This is a genomic window from Paractinoplanes durhamensis (genome assembly GCF_016862175.1).
GTDB lineage: Bacteria > Actinomycetota > Actinomycetes > Mycobacteriales > Micromonosporaceae > Actinoplanes > Actinoplanes durhamensis.
On the sequence record NZ_BOML01000019.1, the window covers coordinates 296,257 to 319,056 of the forward strand.

The 22,800-nt window shown below is 70.5% G+C and carries 23 protein-coding genes; 14 read left to right on the plus strand and 9 right to left on the minus strand.

All coding sequences use genetic code 11. The features are described from left to right. The first annotated feature begins 138 nt into the window (after positions 1–138). Together Adu01nite_RS11080 and Adu01nite_RS11085 are read left to right on the plus strand one after the other, a co-directional pair. Positions 139–1,617 carry a mannitol dehydrogenase family protein gene (locus Adu01nite_RS11080; protein ID WP_203726494.1) on the plus strand — a complete coding sequence of 493 codons (1,479 nt, stop codon included), beginning with the start codon at positions 139–141 and terminating at the stop codon, positions 1,615–1,617. Positions 1,618–1,650: 33 nt separating this feature from the next. Then, positions 1,651–3,048, plus strand: coding sequence for a COG1470 family protein (locus Adu01nite_RS11085; protein ID WP_203726495.1), 1,398 nt, complete (start codon positions 1,651–1,653; stop codon positions 3,046–3,048). On the opposite strand, the gene Adu01nite_RS11090 is transcribed toward Adu01nite_RS11085, so the two are convergent. The 4 genes from Adu01nite_RS11090 to Adu01nite_RS11105 are packed head-to-tail and all read right to left on the minus strand — an operon-like array spanning position 3,017 to position 6,997. Beyond that, positions 3,017–3,700 (minus strand): phosphatase PAP2 family protein, encoded by a 684-nt coding sequence (locus tag Adu01nite_RS11090; RefSeq protein WP_203726496.1) that lies wholly within the window; start codon positions 3,698–3,700, stop codon positions 3,017–3,019. The genes Adu01nite_RS11085 and Adu01nite_RS11090 overlap by 32 nt on opposite strands. A gap of 11 nt (positions 3,701–3,711) precedes the next feature. Continuing rightward, positions 3,712–4,383 carry a phosphatase PAP2 family protein gene (locus Adu01nite_RS11095; RefSeq protein WP_239132295.1) on the minus strand — a complete coding sequence of 224 codons (672 nt, stop codon included), beginning with the start codon at positions 4,381–4,383 and terminating at the stop codon, positions 3,712–3,714. Between the two features lie 19 nt (positions 4,384–4,402). Then, entirely contained in the window at positions 4,403–5,947 is a 1,545-nt protein-coding gene (locus tag Adu01nite_RS11100) for a GGDEF domain-containing protein (RefSeq protein ID WP_203726497.1), read from the minus strand. A 36-nt stretch (positions 5,948–5,983) separates the two neighbouring features. After that, a complete protein-coding gene (locus Adu01nite_RS11105; protein ID WP_203726498.1) occupies positions 5,984–6,997 on the minus strand; it encodes a phosphatidylinositol-specific phospholipase C in 1,014 nt (337 codons plus the stop codon). 235 nt (positions 6,998–7,232) lie between these two features. Between Adu01nite_RS11105 and Adu01nite_RS11110 the strand changes: the two genes are divergently transcribed. The 3 genes from Adu01nite_RS11110 (at position 7,233) to Adu01nite_RS49090 (ending at position 8,839) form a co-directional block, all read left to right on the plus strand. After that, entirely contained in the window at positions 7,233–8,036 is an 804-nt protein-coding gene (locus Adu01nite_RS11110) for a tetratricopeptide repeat protein (protein ID WP_239132296.1), read from the plus strand. A gap of 80 nt (positions 8,037–8,116) precedes the next feature. Further along, complete coding sequence (locus tag Adu01nite_RS11115) at positions 8,117–8,692, plus strand: hypothetical protein (protein WP_203726500.1); 576 nt, start codon at positions 8,117–8,119, stop codon at positions 8,690–8,692. Between the two features lie 12 nt (positions 8,693–8,704). Next, the gene (locus Adu01nite_RS49090; protein WP_438871074.1) at positions 8,705–8,839 is read left to right on the plus strand and encodes a DUF7677 family protein; all 135 of its coding nucleotides are present in this window, start codon (positions 8,705–8,707) and stop codon (positions 8,837–8,839) included. A gap of 322 nt (positions 8,840–9,161) precedes the next feature. On the opposite strand, the gene Adu01nite_RS11120 is transcribed toward Adu01nite_RS49090, so the two are convergent. Next, entirely contained in the window at positions 9,162–10,004 is an 843-nt protein-coding gene (locus tag Adu01nite_RS11120; RefSeq protein WP_203726501.1) for a hypothetical protein, read from the minus strand. 68 nt (positions 10,005–10,072) lie between these two features. Beyond that, on the minus strand, positions 10,073–10,312 hold the full coding sequence (locus tag Adu01nite_RS11125; RefSeq protein ID WP_203726502.1) for a hypothetical protein: 240 nt from the start codon (positions 10,310–10,312) through the stop codon (positions 10,073–10,075). Positions 10,313–10,442: 130 nt separating this feature from the next. Between Adu01nite_RS11125 and Adu01nite_RS11130 the strand changes: the two genes are divergently transcribed. Next, positions 10,443–11,114, plus strand: a complete 672-nt coding sequence (locus tag Adu01nite_RS11130) for a response regulator transcription factor (RefSeq protein WP_203726503.1) — start codon at positions 10,443–10,445, stop codon at positions 11,112–11,114. On the opposite strand, the gene Adu01nite_RS11135 is transcribed toward Adu01nite_RS11130, so the two are convergent. Next, positions 11,111–11,614 carry an FBP domain-containing protein gene (locus tag Adu01nite_RS11135; protein ID WP_203726504.1) on the minus strand — a complete coding sequence of 168 codons (504 nt, stop codon included), beginning with the start codon at positions 11,612–11,614 and terminating at the stop codon, positions 11,111–11,113. The genes Adu01nite_RS11130 and Adu01nite_RS11135 overlap by 4 nt on opposite strands. Positions 11,615–11,783: 169 nt before the next feature. On the opposite strand from Adu01nite_RS11135, the gene Adu01nite_RS11140 reads away from it, so the two are divergent. The 6 genes from Adu01nite_RS11140 (at position 11,784) to Adu01nite_RS11165 (ending at position 17,276) form a co-directional block, all read left to right on the plus strand. Continuing rightward, a complete protein-coding gene (locus tag Adu01nite_RS11140) occupies positions 11,784–12,530 on the plus strand; it encodes a lytic polysaccharide monooxygenase (protein WP_203726505.1) in 747 nt (248 codons plus the stop codon). After that, positions 12,515–13,081: a DUF305 domain-containing protein gene (locus Adu01nite_RS11145; RefSeq protein ID WP_203726506.1), complete on the plus strand. Its 567-nt coding sequence runs from the start codon at positions 12,515–12,517 to the stop codon at positions 13,079–13,081. Before Adu01nite_RS11140 ends, Adu01nite_RS11145 begins: the two co-directional genes overlap by 16 nt. A 20-nt stretch (positions 13,082–13,101) precedes the next feature. Beyond that, positions 13,102–13,617, plus strand: coding sequence for a GNAT family N-acetyltransferase (locus Adu01nite_RS11150; RefSeq protein ID WP_203726507.1), 516 nt, complete (start codon positions 13,102–13,104; stop codon positions 13,615–13,617). A gap of 227 nt (positions 13,618–13,844) precedes the next feature. Next, the gene (locus tag Adu01nite_RS11155) at positions 13,845–14,081 is read left to right on the plus strand and encodes a hypothetical protein (protein WP_203726508.1); all 237 of its coding nucleotides are present in this window, start codon (positions 13,845–13,847) and stop codon (positions 14,079–14,081) included. 9 nt (positions 14,082–14,090) lie between these two features. Continuing rightward, entirely contained in the window at positions 14,091–15,143 is a 1,053-nt protein-coding gene (locus Adu01nite_RS11160; RefSeq protein ID WP_239132297.1) for a glycoside hydrolase family 18 protein, read from the plus strand. A 39-nt stretch (positions 15,144–15,182) separates the two neighbouring features. After that, complete coding sequence (locus Adu01nite_RS11165) at positions 15,183–17,276, plus strand: bifunctional polysaccharide deacetylase/glycosyltransferase family 2 protein (RefSeq protein WP_239132298.1); 2,094 nt, start codon at positions 15,183–15,185, stop codon at positions 17,274–17,276. Here the strand turns inward: Adu01nite_RS11165 and Adu01nite_RS11170 are convergent. After that, on the minus strand, positions 17,269–17,907 hold the full coding sequence (locus Adu01nite_RS11170) for a response regulator (RefSeq protein WP_203726509.1): 639 nt from the start codon (positions 17,905–17,907) through the stop codon (positions 17,269–17,271). The two genes, Adu01nite_RS11165 and Adu01nite_RS11170, sit on opposite strands and share 8 nt — an antisense overlap. A gap of 89 nt (positions 17,908–17,996) precedes the next feature. After that, positions 17,997–19,184: a sensor histidine kinase gene (locus Adu01nite_RS11175; RefSeq protein ID WP_203726510.1), complete on the minus strand. Its 1,188-nt coding sequence runs from the start codon at positions 19,182–19,184 to the stop codon at positions 17,997–17,999. Between the two features lie 143 nt (positions 19,185–19,327). Between Adu01nite_RS11175 and Adu01nite_RS11180 the strand changes: the two genes are divergently transcribed. Continuing rightward, positions 19,328–20,086: an ABC transporter ATP-binding protein gene (locus Adu01nite_RS11180; protein ID WP_203726511.1), complete on the plus strand. Its 759-nt coding sequence runs from the start codon at positions 19,328–19,330 to the stop codon at positions 20,084–20,086. A 70-nt stretch (positions 20,087–20,156) separates the two neighbouring features. Continuing rightward, positions 20,157–22,700, plus strand: coding sequence for an FtsX-like permease family protein (locus Adu01nite_RS11185; protein WP_203726512.1), 2,544 nt, complete (start codon positions 20,157–20,159; stop codon positions 22,698–22,700). Positions 22,701–22,800: the final 100 nt, after the last annotated feature.

The following is a 22,800-nucleotide window of genomic DNA, read 5'->3' on the forward strand; positions in this document are numbered from 1 at the left end:
TCCGATCGTGCCGGAGGGGTACGACAAAAAAGTGACCGGGAGCGGGCACAAGATCAGCGGACTCGGTCGCCGGTGACCTAGGGGCCGCGGTGGGATGCTGTCTGTTATCCCCGATCCACCGCCGGGAGGTCGTCGACAATGCTGCCGCTGCGCAACGCCAATCTGTCGTCCTTGAAAGAGGTCGCCGTCCCTGCCTACGACCGGTCCGCGCTGCGGGCCGGCATCGTGCATTTCGGGGTCGGCGGATTCCATCGAGCCCATCAGGCGATGTACCTGGATCGCCTGATGAACGACGGCAAGGCCCTCGACTGGGCGATCTGCGGGGTCGGCGTGATGCCGGCCGACGAGCGGATGCGGCAGGTGCTGGACGCGCAGGACGGCCTCTACACGCTGGTCGTGAAGGCGCCGGACGGCAACCTGGAGGCCCGGGTGATCGGGTCGATCGTCGAATATCTCTACGCGCCGGACGACCCGGAAGCCGTGATCGAGAAGATGGCCGACCCGGCGATCCGGATCGTGTCGCTGACGGTCACCGAGGGCGGCTACAACTTCCATGCGGTCACCGGCGAGTTCATGGCCGACAACCCGGACGTGCAGCACGACCTCACCGCCGGCAACCAGCCGAAGACCACGTTCGGGCTGATCACCGCGGCCATCGAACGGCGCCGCGAGCGCGGCGAAGCGCCCTTCACCATCATGAGCTGCGACAACATCCAGGGAAACGGGGAGGCGGCTCGGCGGAGCTTTGTTGCGTACGCTCGTCTGCGCGACCCGGCCCTCGCGTCGTACGTGGCCGAGACCGTCCGGTTCCCGAACAGCATGGTGGACCGGATCACCCCGGTCACCACCGACGAGGACCGCGACCAGGTGGCCAAGCAGTTCGGCGTCGAGGACGGCTGGCCGGTGGTCTGCGAGCCGTTCACGCAGTGGGCCCTGGAGGACAGTTTCAGCAACGGCCGGCCGCCGTTCGAGGACGCCGGCGTGCAGGTGGTGCCGGACGTCGAACCGTACGAGCTGATGAAGCTGCGCCTGCTCAACGCCTCCCACCAGGGTTTGTGTTATTTCGGATGGCTGGCCGGCTACCGGCTGGTGCACGAGGTCGCCCAGGACCGGCTGTTCGCGAAGTTCCTGTTCGGCTACATGGAGCGCGAGGCCACCCCGACCCTGGAGCCGGTGCCCGGCGTCGACCTGCGCGAGTACCAGCACCAGCTGATCGACCGCTTCTCCAACGCGCAGGTCCGCGACACGGTGGCCCGGCTGTGCGCGGAGAGCTCGGACCGGATCCCGAAGTGGCTGCTCCCGGTGATCCGCCGCAACCTGGAGACCGGCGGCGACATCCTGCTGTCGACCGCGGTGGTGGCGTCGTGGGCCCGCTACGACGAGGGCGTCGACGAGCAGGGCGAGCCGATCGACGTGGTCGACCGCTTGCGCGAGCCGTTGATCGCCGCGGCCCGGCAGCAACGCGACAATCCGCTGGCTTTCATCGCCAATCGGGAGGTGTTCGGCGACCTCGTCGACAACGAGCGCTTCGTCTCGGCGTACCGCTCGGTGCTCGCAAGCCTGCACCACAAGGGAGCGAAAGCGACGCTCGAAGATCTAGTGTCGGGTCTTACCTAGTTTTTGCTTGTGAAGGGGTGACAGCATGGGCCGGTGACCCTGCCGCTGCGTGTCAATGTCGCGCCGGAGCGGGCGGATGCCTCGCCCGGCGACAACCTCCAGTTCGATGTCACCGTGCGCAATGCCAGTGACATCGTGGAGCATTACGGCGTCGAGTTGCTCGGGCTGCCCGACGGGGCGACCGTGCGCACCGAGCCCGAGGTCGCCAAGCTGCGGCCGGCCGAGAGCGGCACCCTGACCGTGCGGGTCGCCCTGCCGGTGCAGCCGCCGGCGCCGGCCGGCACCTACGTGGTCGGCGCGCTGGTCCGGTCGAAGTACCGGCACGACGTGTCGCGCTGCGTCGAGTTGCCGATCCAGCTGGCCAGCGTCGAGCAGATCACCCTGCGCACCACCCCCGAGGTGGTGACGGGTGGCCGCAGCGGGCAGTACACGTTGGAGATCGCCAACGGCGGTAACGCTCCGGTGCGGCTCTACCTGGCCGCCACCGATCCGGAGCGGCGGGTCAGCGCCGTCTTCCAGCCGGGCTGGCTCGATCTGCCGCCGGGCACCACGGCCCGGGTGCTGCTGAGCGTGTCGGCGCCGCTGCCGTGGAACAAGGAGAAGCAGCGGCAGCTCACCCTGACCGTCACGCCGGATATGCCGGGGGCGACCCCGGTGACCGGCACGGCCACGTTCGTGCAGCAGCCGCGGATCGCGTCGAAGGTCGCGAAGATCGCCGGGATCGCTGCGGGAGTGGTCGTGCTGGCCGCGGCGATCGCCGTGCCGCTGCTGGTGACCAGGGCCAACGACAACAAGGCGCAGAACGCCGCCGCCACCCAGGCCGCGCCGACTCCGGCCGCCACGGCCGCGCAGCCGCCGGCTCAGCAGCAGAGCGCGGCCGCGCCGCCGGTGACCTCGGCGGCCGCCCCGCCGGTTCAGGCGTCCGAGGCCCCGGCCACCACCGCGGCGCCGGCCGCGACCACGGCGCCGCCGAACGGGGGAGGGGCCCGGGAGATCGACCTGACCACGCCGCCGCCGGGGCCGGTGGCCAGCGACGTCTTCCGCAACGACGGGTTCCTGGTCAGCGCCGACCCGAAGGCGCTCGCGGTGCCGGGCTGCGACACCGCCCAGAGTGCCGCGGTGGTCGAGGACGCGTCCGGCAAGTTCCTCACGTCGAGCACGGCCGACGATGCGACGAAGTGTCACGAGGTGCCGCTGCTGATCGACTTCCTGCAGGACACCCCGGCCGGTGCGGTGCAGGTGACGCCGCTGGTGCCGAACTCGCTGACCATGGAGGTCACCTTCCGCGACCTGTCCCGCGGCACGTCGGCGACGCTGACCGTGCCGCCGGACATCAGCGCCGCGCACGGCGGCGTCGATCAGCTGCTGATCCGGGCGCTGGGCGGCGGCCCGGTCGCGGTCACGAAACTGAAGGTCGCTCCGCTGACCTGAGAATGGCGTACGACATCAGGGCCACGCACAAGGCGCCGTTGATGAAGGACGCGGACACGTCGGTCGGGTGGTGCATGCCCCGGTAAAGACGGGAGAGTGCCACCCCGACCGGCATCAGCAGCAGCGCCCAGCACAGCCACTTCTGCCAGGTCTGGTGGACCAGGCCGGCCAGGATGAGGGCGAGTCCGCAGTAGAGGGCGAACGCCGCCGAGGTGTGCCCGGACGGGAAGCTCGACGTCGGCGGGGAGTTGTCCAGGTGCTTGACCGTCGGGCGCTGCCGGTCGAGGACCAGCGTGGTGAAGAAGAAGACGAGCGCCTGGGCGGTGACCGCGGCGCACAGGAACAGCGGCTCGTACCAGCTGTGCAGCGTCTTGAGTAGGACGAGCGCGGCGATCGCGGTGACCCCGATGATCACCGGGGTGCTGCCGATCAGGCTGAAGATCTCGGTGGCCAGGTTCCACGGCGGGGTGCGGTGGGCCGCGAACCAGCGGTTGACGCCGTCCTCGACGGTGAACGGCCACACATCCTTGAACACCTTGGTTATCAGCAGGCCGAGCCCGATCATGCCGAGCAGCAGCGCGATCAGCCCCGGCAGGATGCGCTTGGCGTAGTAGGCGGCACGATGTCCGACCGCGGCGCGATTCTCCAGCATGAGTGCCGCAGTTACCCGGACAGCGGTTCTTTCATGCGTCGTGATTGATGTCCAGCCGCCATCGCCGCCGTGGTCGCCAGCCCGACGAGCAGACCGGCCACCACGTCGCTGGTCCAGTGCACGCCGAGCACCACCCGGCTGACCCCGGTCATCAGCGGGATCCCGATCGCCGCCGCCCACAGCGCCGCCCGCCACCGCGGCTTGTCCCGGGTCAGCGGCAGCAACAACAGCAGCAGCACGGCGGCGCCGAGCGCGTTGTTCAGCGCGTGCCCGGACGGGAACGAGTAACCGGCCGCGCGGGCGACCGGGTCGAGCAGGTCAGGACGGTGCCGGCTCACCATCAACTTCAAAACGGCGCCGAGTACGCCACCGACCGCCATCGTGATCGCCACCCACCAGGCGAGCGACTTCGCACCCCGCCGGGCCAGCCAGATGACCAGCACGAGCGCGGCGATCCGCCACGAGTTCGGGTCGAAGGCGAGGCTCCACGCCTTCATGAACCACACCCAGCCGGGGTGGTCGAGCGCGAACCCGTGCATCGCGTCGGTCACCCGGGCGTCGAGCCGGTTGAGCCAGCTCACGTTGCCCACGACCAGCACACCCACGACCGCGGCCGGCATGACGAGGGCCGCCGCGCCGGCGGCGGCCACGGTCAGCCGTACGCCCAAGGAATGTTCCCGCACGAGCCGGCTATACCCGATCTCAGGCCGCGTACGCCGTCGCCGCCCATTCCTCCGCGCCGTCGCCGCCGCCCCGCTTCACCCGGTACATCGCCTGGTCGGCGCGGCGCAACGCGTCCGGCAGGTCACCGGCGTAGGTCCCGGCCACCCCGATGCTCACGGTGGCCGGGCAGTCGGCGATGGCCCGTACCGCAAGAACCATCCGCTCCGCCACCCGCAACGCGGTGTCCGCGCCGAGACCCGGCAGCAGCACCGCGAATTCGTCCCCGCCCAGCCGGGCCAGCAGGTCCTCCTCGCGCAGCTCCGCGCCCAGCGCGTCGGCGATCGCCCGCAGGGCGGCATCGCCGGCCGCGTGCCCGGCCGTGTCGTTGATCTGCTTGAACTTGTCGGTGTCCACCACCATGACGGTGAGCAGGTCGGCCGGCCGGGTCTGCGCCTGCCGGACCGCCCGGTCGAAGGCGCCCCGGTTGGCGATGCCGGTCAGCGCGTCCAGCGCGGCCGCCCGGGCGGCCTGCTCGTGCTGGATGCGCAGCAGTTCGAAGGACTTCATCGCCTCCACCGACTGCAGCATGCGCAGCCGGTGCCGCCACATCGCCGCGGCCAGGGTGTCGCCGTAGGCCATGCCCACCTGGGCGCCGGCCGAGCCGCGCGCGGCCAGCAGCACCGCCTTGGTGCGTTGGGTGGCGGCCACGATCAGCCAGCCGGCGTCCGCGGGCAGCGCCGCCACCGCCCGTTCCAGCACGGCGAGGGCCTCGTCCGGCCGGCCGGAGCGGCGCAGCGCCACCGCCTGGAACGGCCGGCTGTAGGCGAGCGCGGTCGCGCTCATCCCGCGCGCCTCGAGGACCCGCAGCGCCTCCTCGATGTCGGCGGCAGCGCCGGCCGGGTCCTCGCGGTCGGCTCGCGCGCAGGCCGCGGCGAGCAGCGCGGTGTCCCGCCAGGCGGCGGCGTCCGGCCCGCGTGCCTCGTCGACGGCCCGCAGCGCATAGTGCTCGGCCTGCGCGGTGTGGCTCTCGGCCGCCTCGATCTGGCCGATCTGGTAGAGCTCGAGCGCCCAGTAGAGGTGCATCTCGGCGTGGTTGAACAGCCACATCGCCCGGTTGCCGTTGTCGGCCGGGCTCATCTCGTAGGCGGCGTCGTAGTGCGCGCCGACCAGCTCGTACAGCCGCAGCTCGAAGTAGCCGATGGCGACCGCCACCCGCCCGTTCACCGCGGCGGTCGGGTCGGTCTCGCCGGCCACCGCGAACTCGGCGGTGATCAGGTCCTGCAGGACCCCGGCCTCGCCCTCGCCCTCACCGAGCCGCAGCTGGTGGGAGGCCCGGGTGGCCAGCGCGCAGCCGAGCCAGCCCGGGCTGTCCTGCGCGATCGCGGCCTCGGCCATCAGGTCGAGGGCCTCGACGGCGGCGTGCGGATCGCCGAGGTTGGTCAGCGCGATGGCCCGCACGAAATGCATGCCGGCCGGCCCGTCCGCCCCGGCCAGATATGTCTCGGCCCGCCTCAGCGCAGCTGCGGCCCGGCCACTCTGCGCCATTTCGAGCAGCCGTGCCGCCTGTTGCGTTGTCTCGCTCATCGGCCCTCCCGAAGCGGCCTATCGGCGAGGTCGGGACTAGTTGAAGGAAATAATCTTGTTGATCAGCCCGCCGCCCGGGAAGTCGAGCATCAGCACCCCGGTGCGAACGACCGGCGTGTGCACCTCGGGCCCCTCATTCAGGTAGATCAGCAGGAACGGGTCCACCCCCTGCACCCCGAGCGCGCCGCCGGCAACCTGTTGCGGCTGGGCAAAGACACTGGATCCGCTGCCGAAGTTCACATACATCTTCGAGGCGTCCCCCGCGCTGGTCGCATCGAGGAAACGACGCACCTGGTCCCGCTTGGTGGCAATCGCCGCGACGCTGGACACGGTGTAGTTGTCCTGCACATAGGTGGACGACCCGTCATTCCACCCGTCAAATTGCGCAAGCCCGTAGTTCGAGTAGCGCCCACCCCGCGCCCCGTTCATGACGGCAAGAACAACTTTGCCACGAACGGCGCCGAGCGTCGGCACGGCCGCAGCCGACGCCCGGGTCACCGAGGGCGCCCAGAAAAGGCCGGGACGATTATTGACGTACGCGTCAAAGATGTCGACAAAACTCGCCTGCCCCGAAGCATCCGTGCACGACCCGATCTCTCCGGTGCATTCTTGCTTGAGCCGCACGACAACGGTCTCACCCGGATGCCCCGAAAGAAAATCCGAAAGCTTATTGAGTACGTCGTCGAAGTTCGCATTCTGATAGGCCGACCCGTGATGGATGGTGAACGTGTTCCCGGTGTTCACCCGAGCCCGGATATCGATCATCCGAATCCCGGCGTTCAGTTGCGCCGCGAGGGTCCCGCCGGAGTCCCCGAAGTCCTCCTGCGTCTGCGTCCACGCCCCACCGTGAATCGACATCGTCTCGTGCGTGCCCGGGATGGACAGCGCGGCAAGGCTGCGCGAGTCGGGCAGCCCGCGCATCCAGTCGGGGTTGGCCGCGGTGCTGAGGGTCCGGTAGGAGGCGTCGGCCGCGAACGCCACCGACGGAACGGCGATCAGAGCTCCGGCGATGAGGGTGGTGGCGCCGGCGAGGGCAAGGACACGCTTCATGGCCGGAAAGATATCGATCGATGCCGTACGACGGAAGGGCTGAAGTTACTCACGGGTTTGCCCGCATTAACTCTGACGGTGGAGCTGCACGCGCAGGGCACGATCACCGCGTCGCCGTCAGTAAGGTCGAAGGGTGGAAGGTGCCGACTCGGCTGAGGATCCAAACTCGACGCCCGGCAACGGGCGCGCCGGCGGACCTGACAGGTCGGCCGCAACGGTGGCTCGGTGGGCAGAGGTGCATCGGCTGGCGGTGGTGGGCCGGGAGACGGCGATCGCCCGGGAGACCGGGGACCTGGCAGCCAGGGTGTGGCTGCGCCGATCGCGGTTCGCCGACGTTGCGGCTCTCGCGACCGCGACCCTGACTCTCGGCCCGGACGCTGCCGCTTCCTATCACCTGGGCCGGGCCCGATCCGCCACCGGTCAGCCCCGACTGGCCTTGGCCAGCTTTGAGCAGGCGCTGCGGTTGTTCCGCGAGGCCGGCAACCGTGGTGACGAAGCCGCCACCCTCAGCGACATCGGACACGCCTACAGCAGGCTCGGAGATCGGCGGCAGGCTCTGACCTACTACTGGCAGGCCCTACCCATCATGCGCGAGGCCGGTCACCGGGTTGGTGAAGCGGTCGCCCTCACCAACATCGGGCTCGTGCACGACGAACTCGGGGATGGGCGGCAGGCTCTGTCCTACTACCAACAGGCCCTGCCCATCCGGCGGGAGGTCGGTGACCGTGCCGGTGAGGCGGCCACCCTCAACAACATCGGCGCCGTGCACCAGGGGAGCGGGGATTCAGCGCAGGCCCTGACCTACTACGACCAGTCCCTTTCCGTCGCGCGGGAGATCGGGGACCGTGCCAGTGAAGCGGTTACCCGGTTCAACATCGCGATGATCCACCGGGCGCTGGGGGACCTCGACCAGGCGATCGGCGAACTCGAAATCGTCGTCGACCTCGACCGTCAAGTTGCCGATCCGGGCCTGGCATCCGATGTTGCCCTGCTCGAACAGTTGCGCCAGGAGCGAGCGGTGCCGGGGAAATCGACCTGATCACCGCCTCCACCGGGCTTGGTCGCGCCGACCGCAAGTTCGTTCAAGCGTGCGGGCCGCGGCGTGTGGATGATGGCCTGATGACCGTGCAGATCCGCCCGGCCGGGCCGGGTGAGCTGGCCGACGTCGCCGACCTGTTCGACAGCAACGGCACCACGCGTGGGTGCTGGTGCGTCTGGTTCCTGTTCGGCAGCGGCGAGGTGCATGACGGCTGGGGAGCCGGCAATCGCCTGAAGTTCGAGCAGATGGTCAACTCCGCGCGGGAGCCCGCCGGTGTCCTCGTCTACGACGGCGGCCGGGCGGTCGGCTGGTGTGCGGCCGGGCCGCGCAGCCGCTACGCGAAGGCGTTGCGCTCGCCGATCCTCAAGGCTCGCGACCCGGCCGAGGACGACGACGTCTGGCTGGTGCCCTGCTTCTTCGTCCGGGTGGGCCACCGCAAGGCCGGCACCACACACGGTCTGCTGACGGCCGCCGTCGACCTGGCCCGCGACCACGGCGCCACCGCGATCGAGGGTTTCCCACTGGCCGGCCCGGGCCCGCACCGCGACGACCGCTACCTGGGCACCGAGCCGTTGTTCGCCGCCTGCGGCTTCGCCGAGGTGTCCCGCCCGTCGGCCCGCCGAGTGGTGATGCGCCGAAATCTGCGCGGAAAGTGACGCGTCCTCGAGCTGGACGACGACGGCGAGCCGGTCAACGAGAAGTACGCCGAGCGTCGCGCTGCCACCTGGCTGCACAAATACTGCACCGGTGAGCTTCCGCCCGGCGCGGCCGAGCTGGAGTCGTGGGAGTGCGAGCTGTTCTGATCGCGCGCACGGATCAGCTCACGGTGCGGGCCGGGAGGGACGGGGGCTCGCCCGAGCAGGACTGTTGGAATTCCTGGTAGATGCGCTGGGCGTGGCGCTGGGCCTTCCCGTGCTCGCGGCGGGCTTTGTGGTCGCGGCGGAAGGCTTCGCGGTCTGAGGAGTAGTTGCGAGCCTTTGTCGGGTCGCGCATCGCGGCTAATTGTGCTTGGCTGAAAAGCGAGGGCTGTGTCATGCGGATATTGTTTCAGGCGCCGATAGCCGAATGTCAGCAGTGGATCATGCCAAGGTAATTCTTTGTCGGTGCCTGCCCGTGGAAATGCATTTACCGCACGGACCCGGCGTACCCGGGGCGGGTGGGAAAGGTTTTGTAGTTTGCGATGGCGTTGCGGATTTTTCGGCCTGGGTTGCCGGTGGTTTTGAAGTCGACGTAACGCTGCTGGAAGGCGATCGCCTCGTTGACGAAGACCTGTAGTGATGCGATGCAGATGTCGCTCAGCCGGCAGTCGGCGAACGAGGTCGTCACCGCCCGGTACGTCGGGTCGGAGTCGTCGCCGCCCAGGTCGAAGGCGAGCACTACGGCCAGGACCGGGTCGGTGCCGGTTGTCCGCAGCTGCGGGTCGGAGGTGTTCGGCTCGACCGTCACCAGCGCGGCGGGCAGGGTCGGCATGCCGGTGTTCAGCAGCTTGACGTGTTCGGTGGGCGGCGGGGCGGGGCAGTCGCCCTTGTCGGCGAACTGGCGCAGGGTCGGCAGGTAGCGGCATCCGAAGCGCAGCTGATAGTCGCCGCCGGCGCCGAAGACCTGCTCGAACGCGGGGGTTTTCTGGCCGGGCAGGGTGATCTGCTGGTCGAAGTCCTGGTCCATGCCGCCGTGCGCGACGCAGCGCCCGTTCGACGGGCCGAGGATGTACTCGCGGCCGCCGAAGCCGTCGGGGCTGGTGAACGCGGTCGTCTTCGCGGGCACCGCGGACGGTGTCTTGAACCGATCGACCGCGGCGGGAGCGTCGATGCTGTCACCGGAGTCGTCGTCGACCGGCACGAACTCGCACGCTGCCGTCCGCGCCCGGCCGGTTTCGGCGGCGGATGCCGGCACGGCCACGTCGGCCGTCAGCACCAGGCAGGCGGCGACGACGGTGAACAGGCGGGAGATCTTCAACAGCGTCCTCACAGCAAATATGACTAACCCGGCAAGCATTGTCATTGCTGCTAACGAGGCGGAGCCGAATAGGTTGGCGCTCACGCCTGCGGATCACGATCCGAAGCTGCGGGTGGGGGAGTGCCGGCCATCAGGGCCACCACCTGGACCTCGGTGGCGGCGGGCTGGCGGAGCACCAGCAAGGCGAAGCTGTGGCGCTGCCGGGCCAGGGTCTCCTCGTGCCGGTAGCGGGCTCGTTCGCCCCACAGGTGCAGGCAATGCTTGGCGATGCCGCTCAGGGCAGCCGTCACCGTCACGGCCAGGAACCAGCCGGCGGACATGGTCAGGTCTTCCGACTTCGATCGCTCATGAACCGGCCCCCGGAATCACTCGCGGAAAACCACGGGATGTTACGTGGTTTCCCACGTAGTAAGCTACGGGTGAAACCACGACTCCAGCAAGGGAGACGACGTGCCAGCCTTGAGGGTCGCCATCGTCGACGACCACGCGATTTTCCGTACGGCGGTGTCGGCCTACCTGGAGAGCAAGGGCGTCGACGTGCTCGTCAACGTCGCCACGGGCGAGGAACTGATCGCCGGGATGGCCGAGCATCCGGTCGACGTCGCCGTCATCGACGTGCGGCTCACCGCGGACAGCGACGAGGGTGGCATCGAGGTCGCCCGCATCGTGAAGCGGCAGTTTCCCGGGGTCGCCATTCTCATCCTGTCCGCCTACACCGCCACCGCTCAGGCGATCGGGCTGATCAGCGACTTCGAGCGCAGCATCGGCTACCTGCGCAAGGACGAGCTCGGCATCGACGACCTCGGACCGCAGCTCGCCCGCCTGGTGGCCGGCGAGCAGGTTCTCGGGCGGTCCTTCGTGGACCGGCTGCTGCGGCCGCCGCTGCACGCCAGCCCGCTCAACGCGCTGACCCGGCAGGAGCGGGAGGCGCTGCGGCTGATGGCGCAGGGCCACTCGAACGCCGGGATCGCGCAGGCTCTGTCGATCGCCGAGCGCACGGTCGAGGACCATGTGCGGCGCATCTTCGAGAAGCTCGGCGTCAACAGCGGCGACGGGGCGATGCCGTCCAACAAGCGGGTGCTGGCCGTGCTCACCTGGCTGCGGGAGAACAACCCGGACTAACCGGCCACCACCCGTTTGACGAAGGCGTTGAGGCTTGTCATCGCGCGGTCGATGCGTTCGTCCAGGGACAGCGTCTCCTCCTGGCGGATCAGGCGGCCCCGGGGCTGGCGCTTGCCCCGCAGGTACAGCGAGCAGGCCAGGTCCGAGCACAGGTATTCGCCTACCGAATTGCCCTGGCGGCCCGCCGCGCCGGCCAGCGGCGCCACGAACAGCGTCACGCCGTCCGCGCTGTGGCCGGTCCAGCAGACCTGGCACATGCTGGAGCGCATCGCGCTCGTGCGGCGCGAGTCGGGGCGGCGCAGCAGCATGCCGACCGGGCCGGCATCGGTCGGGACCACCAGGAGCGCGCGCTGCGGGGCCGCCGGGTCGGTCCAGCCGAGGAAGTCCAGGTCGGCCCACCTCGTCGTGGCCAGGTCGGCGGGCATTTTGATCCGGCCGGCCTCGCCCTTGCTGCAGTTGACGAAAGAGGCGCGGATGGCCGGCTCGGTCAGCGGTTCCATCCGGCGAAAGTAACGGATCATCGGGAACCGGGCAGCTGATTAACGACGTATCGAAAAACTTCGTTAGGTCTATTTACTGTTAACAATCTTTAACTTATCTTCGGTGAACCGGCCGGGACACGCCCCCACGAGGCCCGGCCGATGCCCCCATGAAGCGAAGGAGTCCTTCATGAGACGTTGGTTCACCCTGCCCGCACTGACCGTCGCCACCATTGCCGCATCACTCCTGGTGGCCGTGGCCCCCGCCGCGGCCCACGGCTACATCTCGTCCCCGCCCAGCCGGCAGGCCAACTGTGCCAGCGGCGCGGTCGCCAACTGCGGCGACATCATCTACGAGCCGCAGAGCGTCGAGGCGCCCAAGGGCTCGACCCAGTGCAACGGCGGCGGCAGCCGGTTCGCCGTGCTCAACGACACCTCGAAAGCCTGGCCGGCCGCGAGCGTCGGGCAGACCGTCACCTTCAACTGGGTGCTGACCGCCCGGCACTCCACCGCCACCTGGGAATACTTCATCGGCGGCACCCTGCTGGCCTCCTTCAACGACGGCGGCGCGCAGCCCGGCGCCACCAAGAGCCACACCGTCAGCATGAAGGGCTTCACCGGCCGGCAGACCGTGCTCGCCCGGTGGAACATCGCCGACACGGTGAACGCCTTCTACTCCTGTGTGGACCTGAACATCGGCGGCGGCAGCACGACTACGCCCACCACGCCGCCGACGACCGCACCCACCACCGCCCCGCCGACCACGGCTCCCACTACCGCGCCGCCGACCAGCACCGGCACGTGGAAGGCGGGCACCGCGTACAAGGTCGGCGACGTCGTCACCTACAACGGCCTCTCGTACCGCTGCCGGCAGGCGCACACCGCCCTCGCCGGTTGGGAGCCGCCGAACGTACCGGCCCTGTGGCAAGCCGCCTGATCCGGCTCGCCCTGCTCGTCACCCTGGTCGCCGGTTGCGCTGCGCAGCCGGCGACCAAGGTCACGGCCGCGGACCGGCAGCCGTTCAACGACGTCGACGTGATGTTCCTGCAGATGGCGACCGAGCAGATCGCCGAGGGCGACCAGGTTGCCGAGCTGGCCGCGCAGCGGGCCGGCGACGCCGAGCTCAAGGCCGTCGCGGCCGAGCTGCGCACCCAGTGGCACGACGAGGACGGCACCATGCGGCGCTGGCTTCTCGGCTGGCAGCAGCCGCTCACCGCCGATCCCTCGGCGGGGGCCCACGCGGGGCACGGCGAGCTGCACATGTTGCGGCCGTCCGACATCGGCGAGCTTCGCTCGGCAACGGCAAAGGCTTTTGACCGTACGGCGGTGAGCCTGCTCCTCGGCCACCTCGGTAACTGCGTCGAGACGTCGAGGATGGAGCAGGCGCAGGGAGCGTACCCACCCGCTCGTACGCTCGCCGCAACCGTGACCACCCGGCGGCAGGCGCAGATCCGGCGGCTGTTGAAAATCGCTGCCGCCGGCGGCTGAAAGCCGCCAGGATGGGCGGCATGCCGCAGCTGATCAAGCCGACCGCCCGACTGCATCGCGCCTGGCTGGAGTCCCGCGACGAGTGGGTCCGCGGCACCCATCAGGCCGGCGCCGGCCTCCGCCCGGCCGACGAGCCGGACAGTCCGGCGGGTTTCGCCGCGTGGGTCGCCCGGCTGCACGCGGAGGAGGACGAGTCGATCACGCCGACCCCCGGCTGGGTGCACTGCTCCTACTGGTGGATGGTCGAGGGGGACCGGATCCTCGGGGCGATCTCGCTGCGGCACGAGCTGAACGACATGCTCCTGGATCACGGCGGGCACATCGGCTACGGCGTGCGGCCGTCGGAGCGCCGGCGTGGCCTGGCGAGCTGGGCGCTCACCGAGACCCTGGTCCCGGCCCGCGAGTTGGGGCTCGACCGGGTGCTGGTCTGCTGCAGCGACGACAACGTCGGCTCGGCCCGGACGATCGAGAAGGCCGGCGGCGTCCTGGAGGACATCCGCGCGGACCACCGGCGCTACTGGATCGCGATTTCCTGACAACCGGGCGCTGCGCGACCGGGGCCGGACCAAGGTTGTGCTGCACCCGGGTGGGAGTTGGCAACGAGCTGTGGGCCGTGGTGATCCGCGCCGCATTTCGACGGCACGCGATCACTGCGGCACCGTGGGTAACTTTATGCACAGAGTCCGCTGAGAACAGGCTTACGTTTTCCCCAGGTTGCCTCCATAGCGTGCTGGGCAGGCAGCCACCGAAGGGGAAAACCAGCATGCTCTACGCCTCGACCAGGCTCAACGAGACGAACGACCGCAAGGTCTTCGTCGACACATCGGGGCGCCGCAAGCGGATGCTCGCGGTGGCGGGGATGGTCGCCGCGGCGGCCGCCGCCCTCTACATCGGCGTCGTCGGGGTCAGCGTGCTCCAGGCGCCGCAGACCGGCCTGACCACCAAGGGCACGGTGAACGCGACACCGGCGGCGACAAAGACGGCGAAGGCGGGCGGCTGAGTCGCCGCCGTGAGAACCCGTTTGGTCCCGCTGGCCGTCGCCCTCCTGCTCGCCTCCGGATGCGCGGTGGCCGATCGCACCACCACCGCCACGCCGTCTTTCCAGGAGGGCGCGAGTGCAGTGCCGTCGGTCTCGGTGAGCGCCTCCCCATCACCCGCACCGTCGGCGACCGAAGAAGAAGCAACAGAAACCAAGACCACCGTCGCGCCGTACGTCGACATCGTCAGCAGCGCCGTCGACATCGCCGCGATCCACAAGGCAACCGGCCAGTCCGACTTCGTGGTCGCGTTCGTCACCGCGAACAAGGCCGGCACCTGCACGCCGGCCTGGGACGGCGCGACCGCGCTGACCGACGCGGCGGTCAAGGCCCGGCTCACGAAGATCGACGCGCTCGGCGGGGACGTCATCGTCGCCACCGGCGGGGCCACCGGTACCTACCTGGAGACCGCGTGCGGCACGTCGGCGGCGCTGGCCACGGCGTACGCCAAAGCTCTCGATGTTGCCGGTAGCAATCATCTCGATGTCGACATCGAGCGCGAGGTGGACACCGCGACCGTCACCGCGGCGCTGGCCAAGCTGCAGGAGAGCCGGGACACCGCGATCACGCTGACGCTGCCGGTGGCCGACGGCGCCGGCGGGCTTGCGGCGGACGGCCTCGAGCTGCTGCGCAGCGTCGAGAAGGCCGGGCTCACCGTCACGGTGAACGCGATGACGATGAATTTCCGTGCGGACGGCGATTGGGGTACGGCGATGGCCGCGGCCACCGAGGCCGTGCACGACGACCTGGCCGGCATCTGGACCGGCCTGAGCGACGCCGAGGTCTACGCGATGCTCGGCGTCACCCCGATGATCGGCGTCAACGACACCGGACCGGTCACCGAGGTCTCCGACGCGAAAACCCTGTTGGCGTACGCCGAGAAGAAGGGTCTTGCGTTCATCCGGTTCTGGTCGGTCAACCGGGACAACGGCGGCTGCGCCGACGGCAGCCTGAGCAGCACGTGCAGCGGCGTCGACCAGTCGGATTACGCCTTCACCAAACTCTTCGCGACGTACGCGGACTAGCTCGGAAGGATCTTTGTGGCAGTCAGTAGGCGCATTCCGGTGCCGAAAGCACGGTGGGTGGTGCTCGCCGTCGTCCTCACCCTGTTCGCCAGCATCCTGGTGGTGAACGGCATCGTGCTGGGCGAGTTCACCCAGGACGGGGCGGTGGCGTCGACATCGGACACCGACCAGGTGCCAGCCGCGGCGCTCAAGGGCGGCCCGATCATCCAGACCGACGGGAAGACCACCAGCACGGTCAGCGTGCCGGCCAAGCAGATCGTGCTGACCTTCGACGACGGCCCGGACCCGAAGTACACCCCGGCGATCCTGGACGTGCTGGCCGAGTACGACGTGCCGGCCACGTTCTTCATGATCGGCTCGGAGATCAGCCAGCACCCGGACCTGGTCCGCCGGGTCCGCGACGCGGGCCACGAGATCGGCATCCACACCTTCACCCACCCGGACCTGTCCACCAAGAACGAGTGGCGGCGCGCGGTGGAGATGCAGGAGACCCAGTTCGCGCTGGCCGGCGCGGCCGGGGTGTCCAGCGTGATCTTCCGGCCGCCGTACTCGTCGACGGTGAAGGCCCTCGACAACAGCAACTGGGCGGTGATGTCCGACATGGGCGGCCAGGGCTATCTGACCGTCGTGAACGACCTGGACAGCCGGGACTGGGAGGCGGCGGTGACGATGGACGACATCGTCACCGCGGTCACCCCGGACGACGGCGCCGGCGCGATCCTGCTGTTCCACGACGGCGGCGGCGACCGGTCGAAGACCGCCGAGGCGCTCGCCACCGTCATCCCCGAGCTGCAGGCGAAGGGCTACACGTTCACCACGGTCAGCAAGGTGACCGGGATGGCGACGGTGAACCCGGTCGCCACCGCCAAGGAGCACGCGCTCGGCGTCGGCCTGGTCGGCGCGGTGCGGGTGGCCCGGCACGTGACCGGCTGGTTCGCCGGACTGCTGCTCCTGCTCGGCATCCTGACCGTGGCCCGGCTCGTGGTCATCCTGGTCCTCGGCCGCAAGCACGCCCGGCGCCCGAAGGTGGGGGCGTGGGGGAGCCCGTACACGAGGCCGGTGACCGTGATCGTGCCCGCCTACAACGAGAAGGAGTGCATCGCCGACACGCTGCGGTCGCTGGCCGCGAGCACCCACCCGATCCGGATCGTGGTGATCGACGACGGGTCCACCGACGGCACCGCCGAGATCGCCGAGGCGCAGAACCTGCCCAACCTGACGGTGATCTGGCAGCCGAACAGCGGCAAACCGGCCGCCCTGAACACCGGCATCGCGAACGCCGGCACCGAGGTCGTGATCATGATGGACGGCGACACGGTCTTCGAGCCGGACACCGTCCGCCAGCTGGTCCAGCCGTTCGCCGACCCGCGGGTGGGCGCGGTGGCCGGCAACGCCAAGGTGGCCAACCGCACCGGCATGGTCGCCCTCTGGCAGCACATCGAATACGTGGTCGGCTTCTCGATCGACCGGCGCGCCTACGACGTGGCGCAGTGCATGGCGACCGTGCCCGGTGCGATCGGCGCGTTCCGGCGCGACGCCCTGCGGCAGGTCGGCGGCCTGTCCGACGACACCCTGGCCGAGGACACCGACCTCACCATCGCGATCATCCGGTCCGGCTGGCGGGTCGTCTACGAGGAGCAGGCGCGGGCCTGGACCGAGGCGCCGGCCACGATGACCCAGCTGTGGCGGCAGCGCTACCGCTGGAGCTACGGCACCATGCAGGCGATGTGGAAGCACCGCCGGGCCCTGTTCGAGGGCGGCGCCGGGGGCAAGTTCGGCCGGCGTGGCCTGCTCAACCTGGCGTTCTTCCAGACCCTGCTGCCGCTGCTGTCCCCGATGATCGACGTGTTCCTGATCTACGGGCTGTTCTTCCTCGACCCGGTCGAGACCCTGCTGGCCTGGCTGGCCATGCTGGCCGTGCAGACGCTCAGCACGGTCTACGCGTTCCGGCTCGACAAGGAGTCGCTGCGGCCGCTCTGGCGGTTGCCGTTGCAGCAGTTCGTCTACCGCCAGGTGATGTATCTGGTGCTGATCCAGTCGACGCTGGCCGCGCTCGGCGGCATCCGGCTCGGCTGGCAGAAACTGCGCCGCACCGGCGGCCTCGAAGCCCTACTGGGCCAGCGGATCAACTGACCAGCCGGCGTTCCCAGGCCCACGCGGCGATCTTCACCCGGTTCTGCACGTTCAGCTTCGTCTGCACGCTGCCCAGGTGGGTCTTCACGGTGCCGACCGAGATGAACAGCTCGGCCGCGATCTCCGCGTTGGTCAGGCCCTTGGCCACCAGCTTCACCACGTCCCGCTCGCGGGGGGACAACCCGCCGTCGTCGCCCTTCGGCGCCGGCGGGGACAGGTGCTCCAGCAGCCGGACGGTGATCGACGGGCTGATCAGGGCGTCGCCGGCGACCGCGGCCCGGACCGCCTCGACCAGCAGCGCCGGCCCGGAGTCCTTGAGCAGGAAGCCGGCCGCGCCGTTGCGCAGCGCCTGATGGACGTACTCATCCAGGTCGAACGTGGTCACCACGACCACCTTGACCGGGTCGGCGACGCCCGGCCCGGCCAGCAACCGCAGCGCCTCCAGACCGTCCATCCGCGGCATCCGGATGTCGAAGAGCGCCACGTCCGGCCGCAGCTTGCGGGCCAGCGCGACCGCCTCGACGCCGTCGGCGGCCTCGCCGATGACCTCCATGTCGGCCTGCGCGCCGATGATCATGCCGAAGCCGGTGCGCACCATGGCCTGGTCGTCGGCGATCAACACCCGAATCACTGAACCTTTTTCAACGTGGCCAGGGCTCCAGCGCCCGGCGCCGGTCGTCGCTGCCGGAACCTCAGGCCCGTCGCCAGGTTGAAAAAGGTTCATTGGATCACCTTCACGTTCAGAGGGAAGGCGGCGTCGACCACCCAGCCGCCCTCGATGCCGGGGCCGGCCGAGATGCGGCCGCCGACCGCCCGGACCCGCTCGGTCAGGCCCACGAGACCGTACCCCGAGCGCTCCCGCGGACCGGCGGGCCGGGCCGTGCCGTCGTTCGCGACCCGCACCAGCAGCCACTCCGGGGTGCGCCGGATCCACACGTCGGCGACCCGGGCGCCGACCGCGTGCTGCCGCACGTTGGTGAGCGCCTCCATCACCACCCGGTAGGCCGAGGTGGACACCTCGACCGGGATGCCGTCGACCGTGCCGTCCAGGTGCAGCCGGCCCATCGGCCCGCCCGCCGCGGTGAACTGCTCCAGCAGCGGGCCCAGCTCGCCGACCCCGGAGACCGGGGCGAGCGGGGCGTCCGGTTTGGTCAGCGGGTCGCGCAGCACGCCCACCATCCGGCGCATCGACGCCATCGTCTCCGCGCCGGCCTGCTCGATCTGTTCCAGGGCCAGCAGCACCCGTTTCGGGTCCTGCTCGGCGATGAACCGGGCGCCCTGCGCCTGCACCACGATCCCGGTGACGTGGTGGGCGATGAAGTCGTGCAGGTCGCGGGCGAACTCGGCGCGCTGCTCGGCGCGGACCGCGTCGACCGCCCGCTGCCGGGAGCTCTCCAGGATGCGCAGGTAGAGGCCGATGCCGAGGGCGCCCGCCGCGGCCAGCGCCTGGATCAGGCCGAAGATGACGAACTCGGCCGACCGGCCACCGCGCAGCGGCAGGAAGCTGACCGCCGCGCCGACGCTGATCACCGCGACCACCGCCCAGCCGGGGCTGGCCCGCCGGGCCACCACCAGCATCACGCCGAGCAGGGCGAGCGACTCGGCCAGACCCCAGGTGGTCGCGTAGTCGTAGCTGGTGACGGCCATCCCGAAGGTCACCGCGACCGAGGCGAGGCTCAGCCAGACGGCGGTCTTGGGCAGGGCGGTCGAGTTCTGCCGGTGGGCGGGCAGCCAGACCGCCGCCGCGCCGACCGCGAGGAGAACCCGGACCAGGCCCATCGGGATGCTGCCCGGACCGGTCAGCATGTTTCCCGAGGCCACGTCGAAGAGGCCGAGGACAGCCATGATCGCCAGGGCGCCCAGCTGACCGAGGCGCAGCAGCACCAGCCGGTTCGGATTCGGTTCCATCGTGACCCAGCGTAATGGCAGGTCAACCCGCTCCCATCGGCCGAAAGTCAGATCCGGGGCGGTCGGTGATCCTGGCGCGCGGCCGATGTGCCGGGCTGCCCGCTGCCACCAGACTCTGCGTCGACATCGACAAGGGAGCACACATGCAGACGCAGTTGGCGGGACAGGACACCCTCGCCGCCGTGGCGGCGGTCGACCTGGTGAAGGTCTACGGCAGCGGCGACACGGCGGTGCGGGCCCTGGACGGGGTGACCGTCGGCTTCACCCGCGCCCAGTTCACGGCGATCATGGGGCCGTCCGGGTCCGGCAAGTCGACGCTCATGCACTGCCTGGCCGGGCTGGACACGGCCACCTCCGGGCAGGCGCTGCTCGGCGGCACCGACCTGACCCGGCAGTCCGACCGGGTGCTCACCAAGGTGCGGCGCGAGCGGATCGGCTTCGTCTTCCAGTCGTTCAACCTGCTCCCGCAGCTCACCGCCGAGCAGAACATCCTGCTCCCGCTCGAGCTGGCCGGCCGCAAGGTGGACCGGCACCTCTTCAGTCACCTCACCGAGTCGCTCGGCATCACCGGGCGGCTCAACCACCGGCCCAGCGAGCTCTCCGGCGGCCAGCAGCAGCGGGTCGCCGTCGCCCGGGCCCTCGCGTCCCGGCCCGAGGTGGTGTTCGCCGACGAGCCGACCGGCAACCTGGACTCCCGCTCCGGCGCCGAGGTGCTGCTCTTCCTGCGCAACTCGGTGCGCGAGCTCGGCCAGACCGTCGTGATGGTCACCCACGACCCGTCCGCGGCCGCCTACGCCGACCGGGTCGTCATGCTCGCCGACGGCCGGGTCGCCGGCGAGGTCGAACAGCCCAGCCTGGCGTCGGTCACCGAGGCGCTGCAGTCGCTGGCGGCCAACCGATGAGCGCAGCGGTGAGGCTACGACCCGGACCACGACGGTGGACGAGCGCCGATCCGCGGAGCGGAGGTAGGCAATGAACGCGGTCCTGCGCACCCAGCTGCGCGGCGTCGCGCGCCGCCCGGCCCGTCTCCTGCTCACCGGCCTCGCCGTGCTGGCCGTGTCGTTCGTCGTCTACGCCACCGTGCTCGCCCAGACCATCACCGAGCGCAGCGTGCTCAACGGCCTCAGCGGCACCCCCGAGGCGGTCGACCTGGTCATCTCCAACGGCACGGTCACCACCGGCGAACTCGCCAAGATCGGCCAGATCCCGGGGGTGGCCGACACCATCGGGCGGCTCGACGCCGGCGGGCAGATCGGCAGCGAATACCTCAACGTCTCGGCCGACCCCGGCACCGGGCCGATGTCGGTCACCAAGCTCACCAGCGGGCGGCAGCCGGCCAAGACCGGCGAGATCACCGTGACGCCGCGGACCGCCGACCGGCTCAGCCTCAAGGTCGGCGGCACGACCAAGGTCGCGTTCCGCTACGACGACAAGGGCAAACCCCTCGACCCGGCGACGCTCACCGTGGTCGGCATCGTCGAGGGCCCGGAGGATTACGGCTTCCAGGCGTACGCCCCACAAGCCGCGGTCTCCGCGCTCACCGGCGAGGATTATCTGCAGCGGATCGACGTACGCCTCGGCTCGGGGGCCGACGCGGACGGCGTACGCAATCAGATCGCCAGTATCGTCGCGGCCGGCACCGCCGCCGTGAAGGATGGTACGCAACCGCAGGTTGCCACCGGATCGGAGATCCGGCTCGCCGAGGCCCGGGACAAGGCCGCCCAGGTCGACGACGTCTTCAAGGTGATCTTCGTCTTCGTCGCCGTCGCGGTCGTCGCGGCCGGGCTGGTCGCCGCCTCCACCTTCCGCATCGTCTTCGCCCAGCGGATGCGACAGCTCGCCCTGCTCCGCGCGGTCGGCGCCGGCCGCGGCGGGGTCAGCCTGTCGCTGGCCGTCGAGGGCGCGCTCACCGGCCTGGCCACCGGCACCGTCGGGGTGCTGCTCGCGCTCGGCGCCGGGCATCTCGTCCCGGCCCTGGCCCGCGCGTTCGGCCCGCAGATCGCCTCGCCCGGCTTCCCGCTCCAGCCTGCTCTGCTCACCATCGCGCTCGCCGTGGTGATCACCATGGTGGCGGTGGTGGCACCCGCGTTCACCGCCGGCCGGGTCTCGCCCCTCGAAGCGCTGCGCGGCGCCGGCACCACCGGCTCCCGCTCCGACATCGGCAAGCTGCGCTGGGCGACCGGGCTGCTGCTCGCCCTGGTGGCCGGGCTGCTCGCCGCCTACGTCGCGACCAACCTGCCCGGCCGCGACCCGAAGGACTACGACGCCACCCAGAACATGCTGGCCGTGGTCGCCTCCGGCGGGTTCGCCTTCCTGGCCCTGATCGCGCTCGGGCCGGCCCTCGTCCGGCCGGTGCTCGCCGTGCTGGGCATGCCGATCCGCCGGTCCGGGCCGGTCGGCCGGCTCGCCGCCGGGGGAGTGGGCGGCGCACCCCGCCGGGCCGCCGCGGTCAGCGTCGTGGTGGCACTCGGCGTCACCCTGATCGCCGGTGCGCTCGTCGGCGGGGCCTCGATCCGGCTGCTCGCCGACCGGGAGGTCGCCGCGTCGGCGCCGGCCGACTACGAGCTGACCGCGCACGGGGACACCCCGATCACCGCGGCCGCGGTCGACGCGCTCAAGGCGCGGCCGGAGCTCACCAACCTCACGCCCTACCGGCGGCTCGACGTGAAGTTCGCCGGCACGACCTTCGAGGGCCTGGACGTCAACGACCTCAACGTGGCCGCGCTGCCCGAGCTCAAGAAGCTCGACGTGGTCGGCGGCAGCCTGGCCGACCTCGGGCCCGGCAAGATCGTCATCTCTGGCTTCACCGCCGACAGCACCGGGCTGCAGGTCGGCGACCAGGCCGTGCTCACCCACGACAAGAAGACCGCGACGCTGACCGTGGTGGCGAAGCTGCCCGACTCGGCGCCGCTCGGGTCGGCGGCCGTCCTCGACCCGTCCGATCTCACCAAGCTCGGCGCCGGGGCGGGCTACGCGGGGCTGCTCGCCGACGCCGCCACCGACGGGGAGCAGGGGCGCACCGACGGGCGGCGGGCGCTCACCGACGCCAACAACGCGGCCGGCGGAGCCTGGGGCGTCGATGTTCTCGCCGATCAACGGGACGAGATCGACCAGCAGCTGACCATCCTGCTCGGCATCGCGCTCGGGCTGATCGGGCTCACCGTGATGATCGCGGTGGTCGGGGTCGGCACCACCACCGCCCTGTCGGTGGTCGAGCGGGTCCGCGAGTCGGGGCTGCTGCGCGCGGTCGGACTCTCCCGCGGGGCCCTGCGGATCATGCTGACCACCGAGTCCGCGCTCTACGGCGTGATCGGGGCGGCGCTCGGGCTGGCGCTGGGTGTCCCGTACGCCTGGCTGCTGGTCAAGGCCCTCGGCGTGAATGCGCCGCTCGGCCTGCCGCTCGGTCAGCTCGGGCTGGTCTTCGTGATCCTGGTGCTGCTGACCGCGGCGGCCGGGGTGCTGCCCGCCCGCCGGGCCGCCAAGGTGAGCCCGGTGGCCGCCCTCGGCACCGAATAGACCCCGATCGCCGGCCGCCCATTTGCCCCCGGGCCGGCCGGCGATCGGCCCCCTCTTCGAGCGGGGTCGCCGGTTGATCGACTTTTCGCTACCCTTCGCC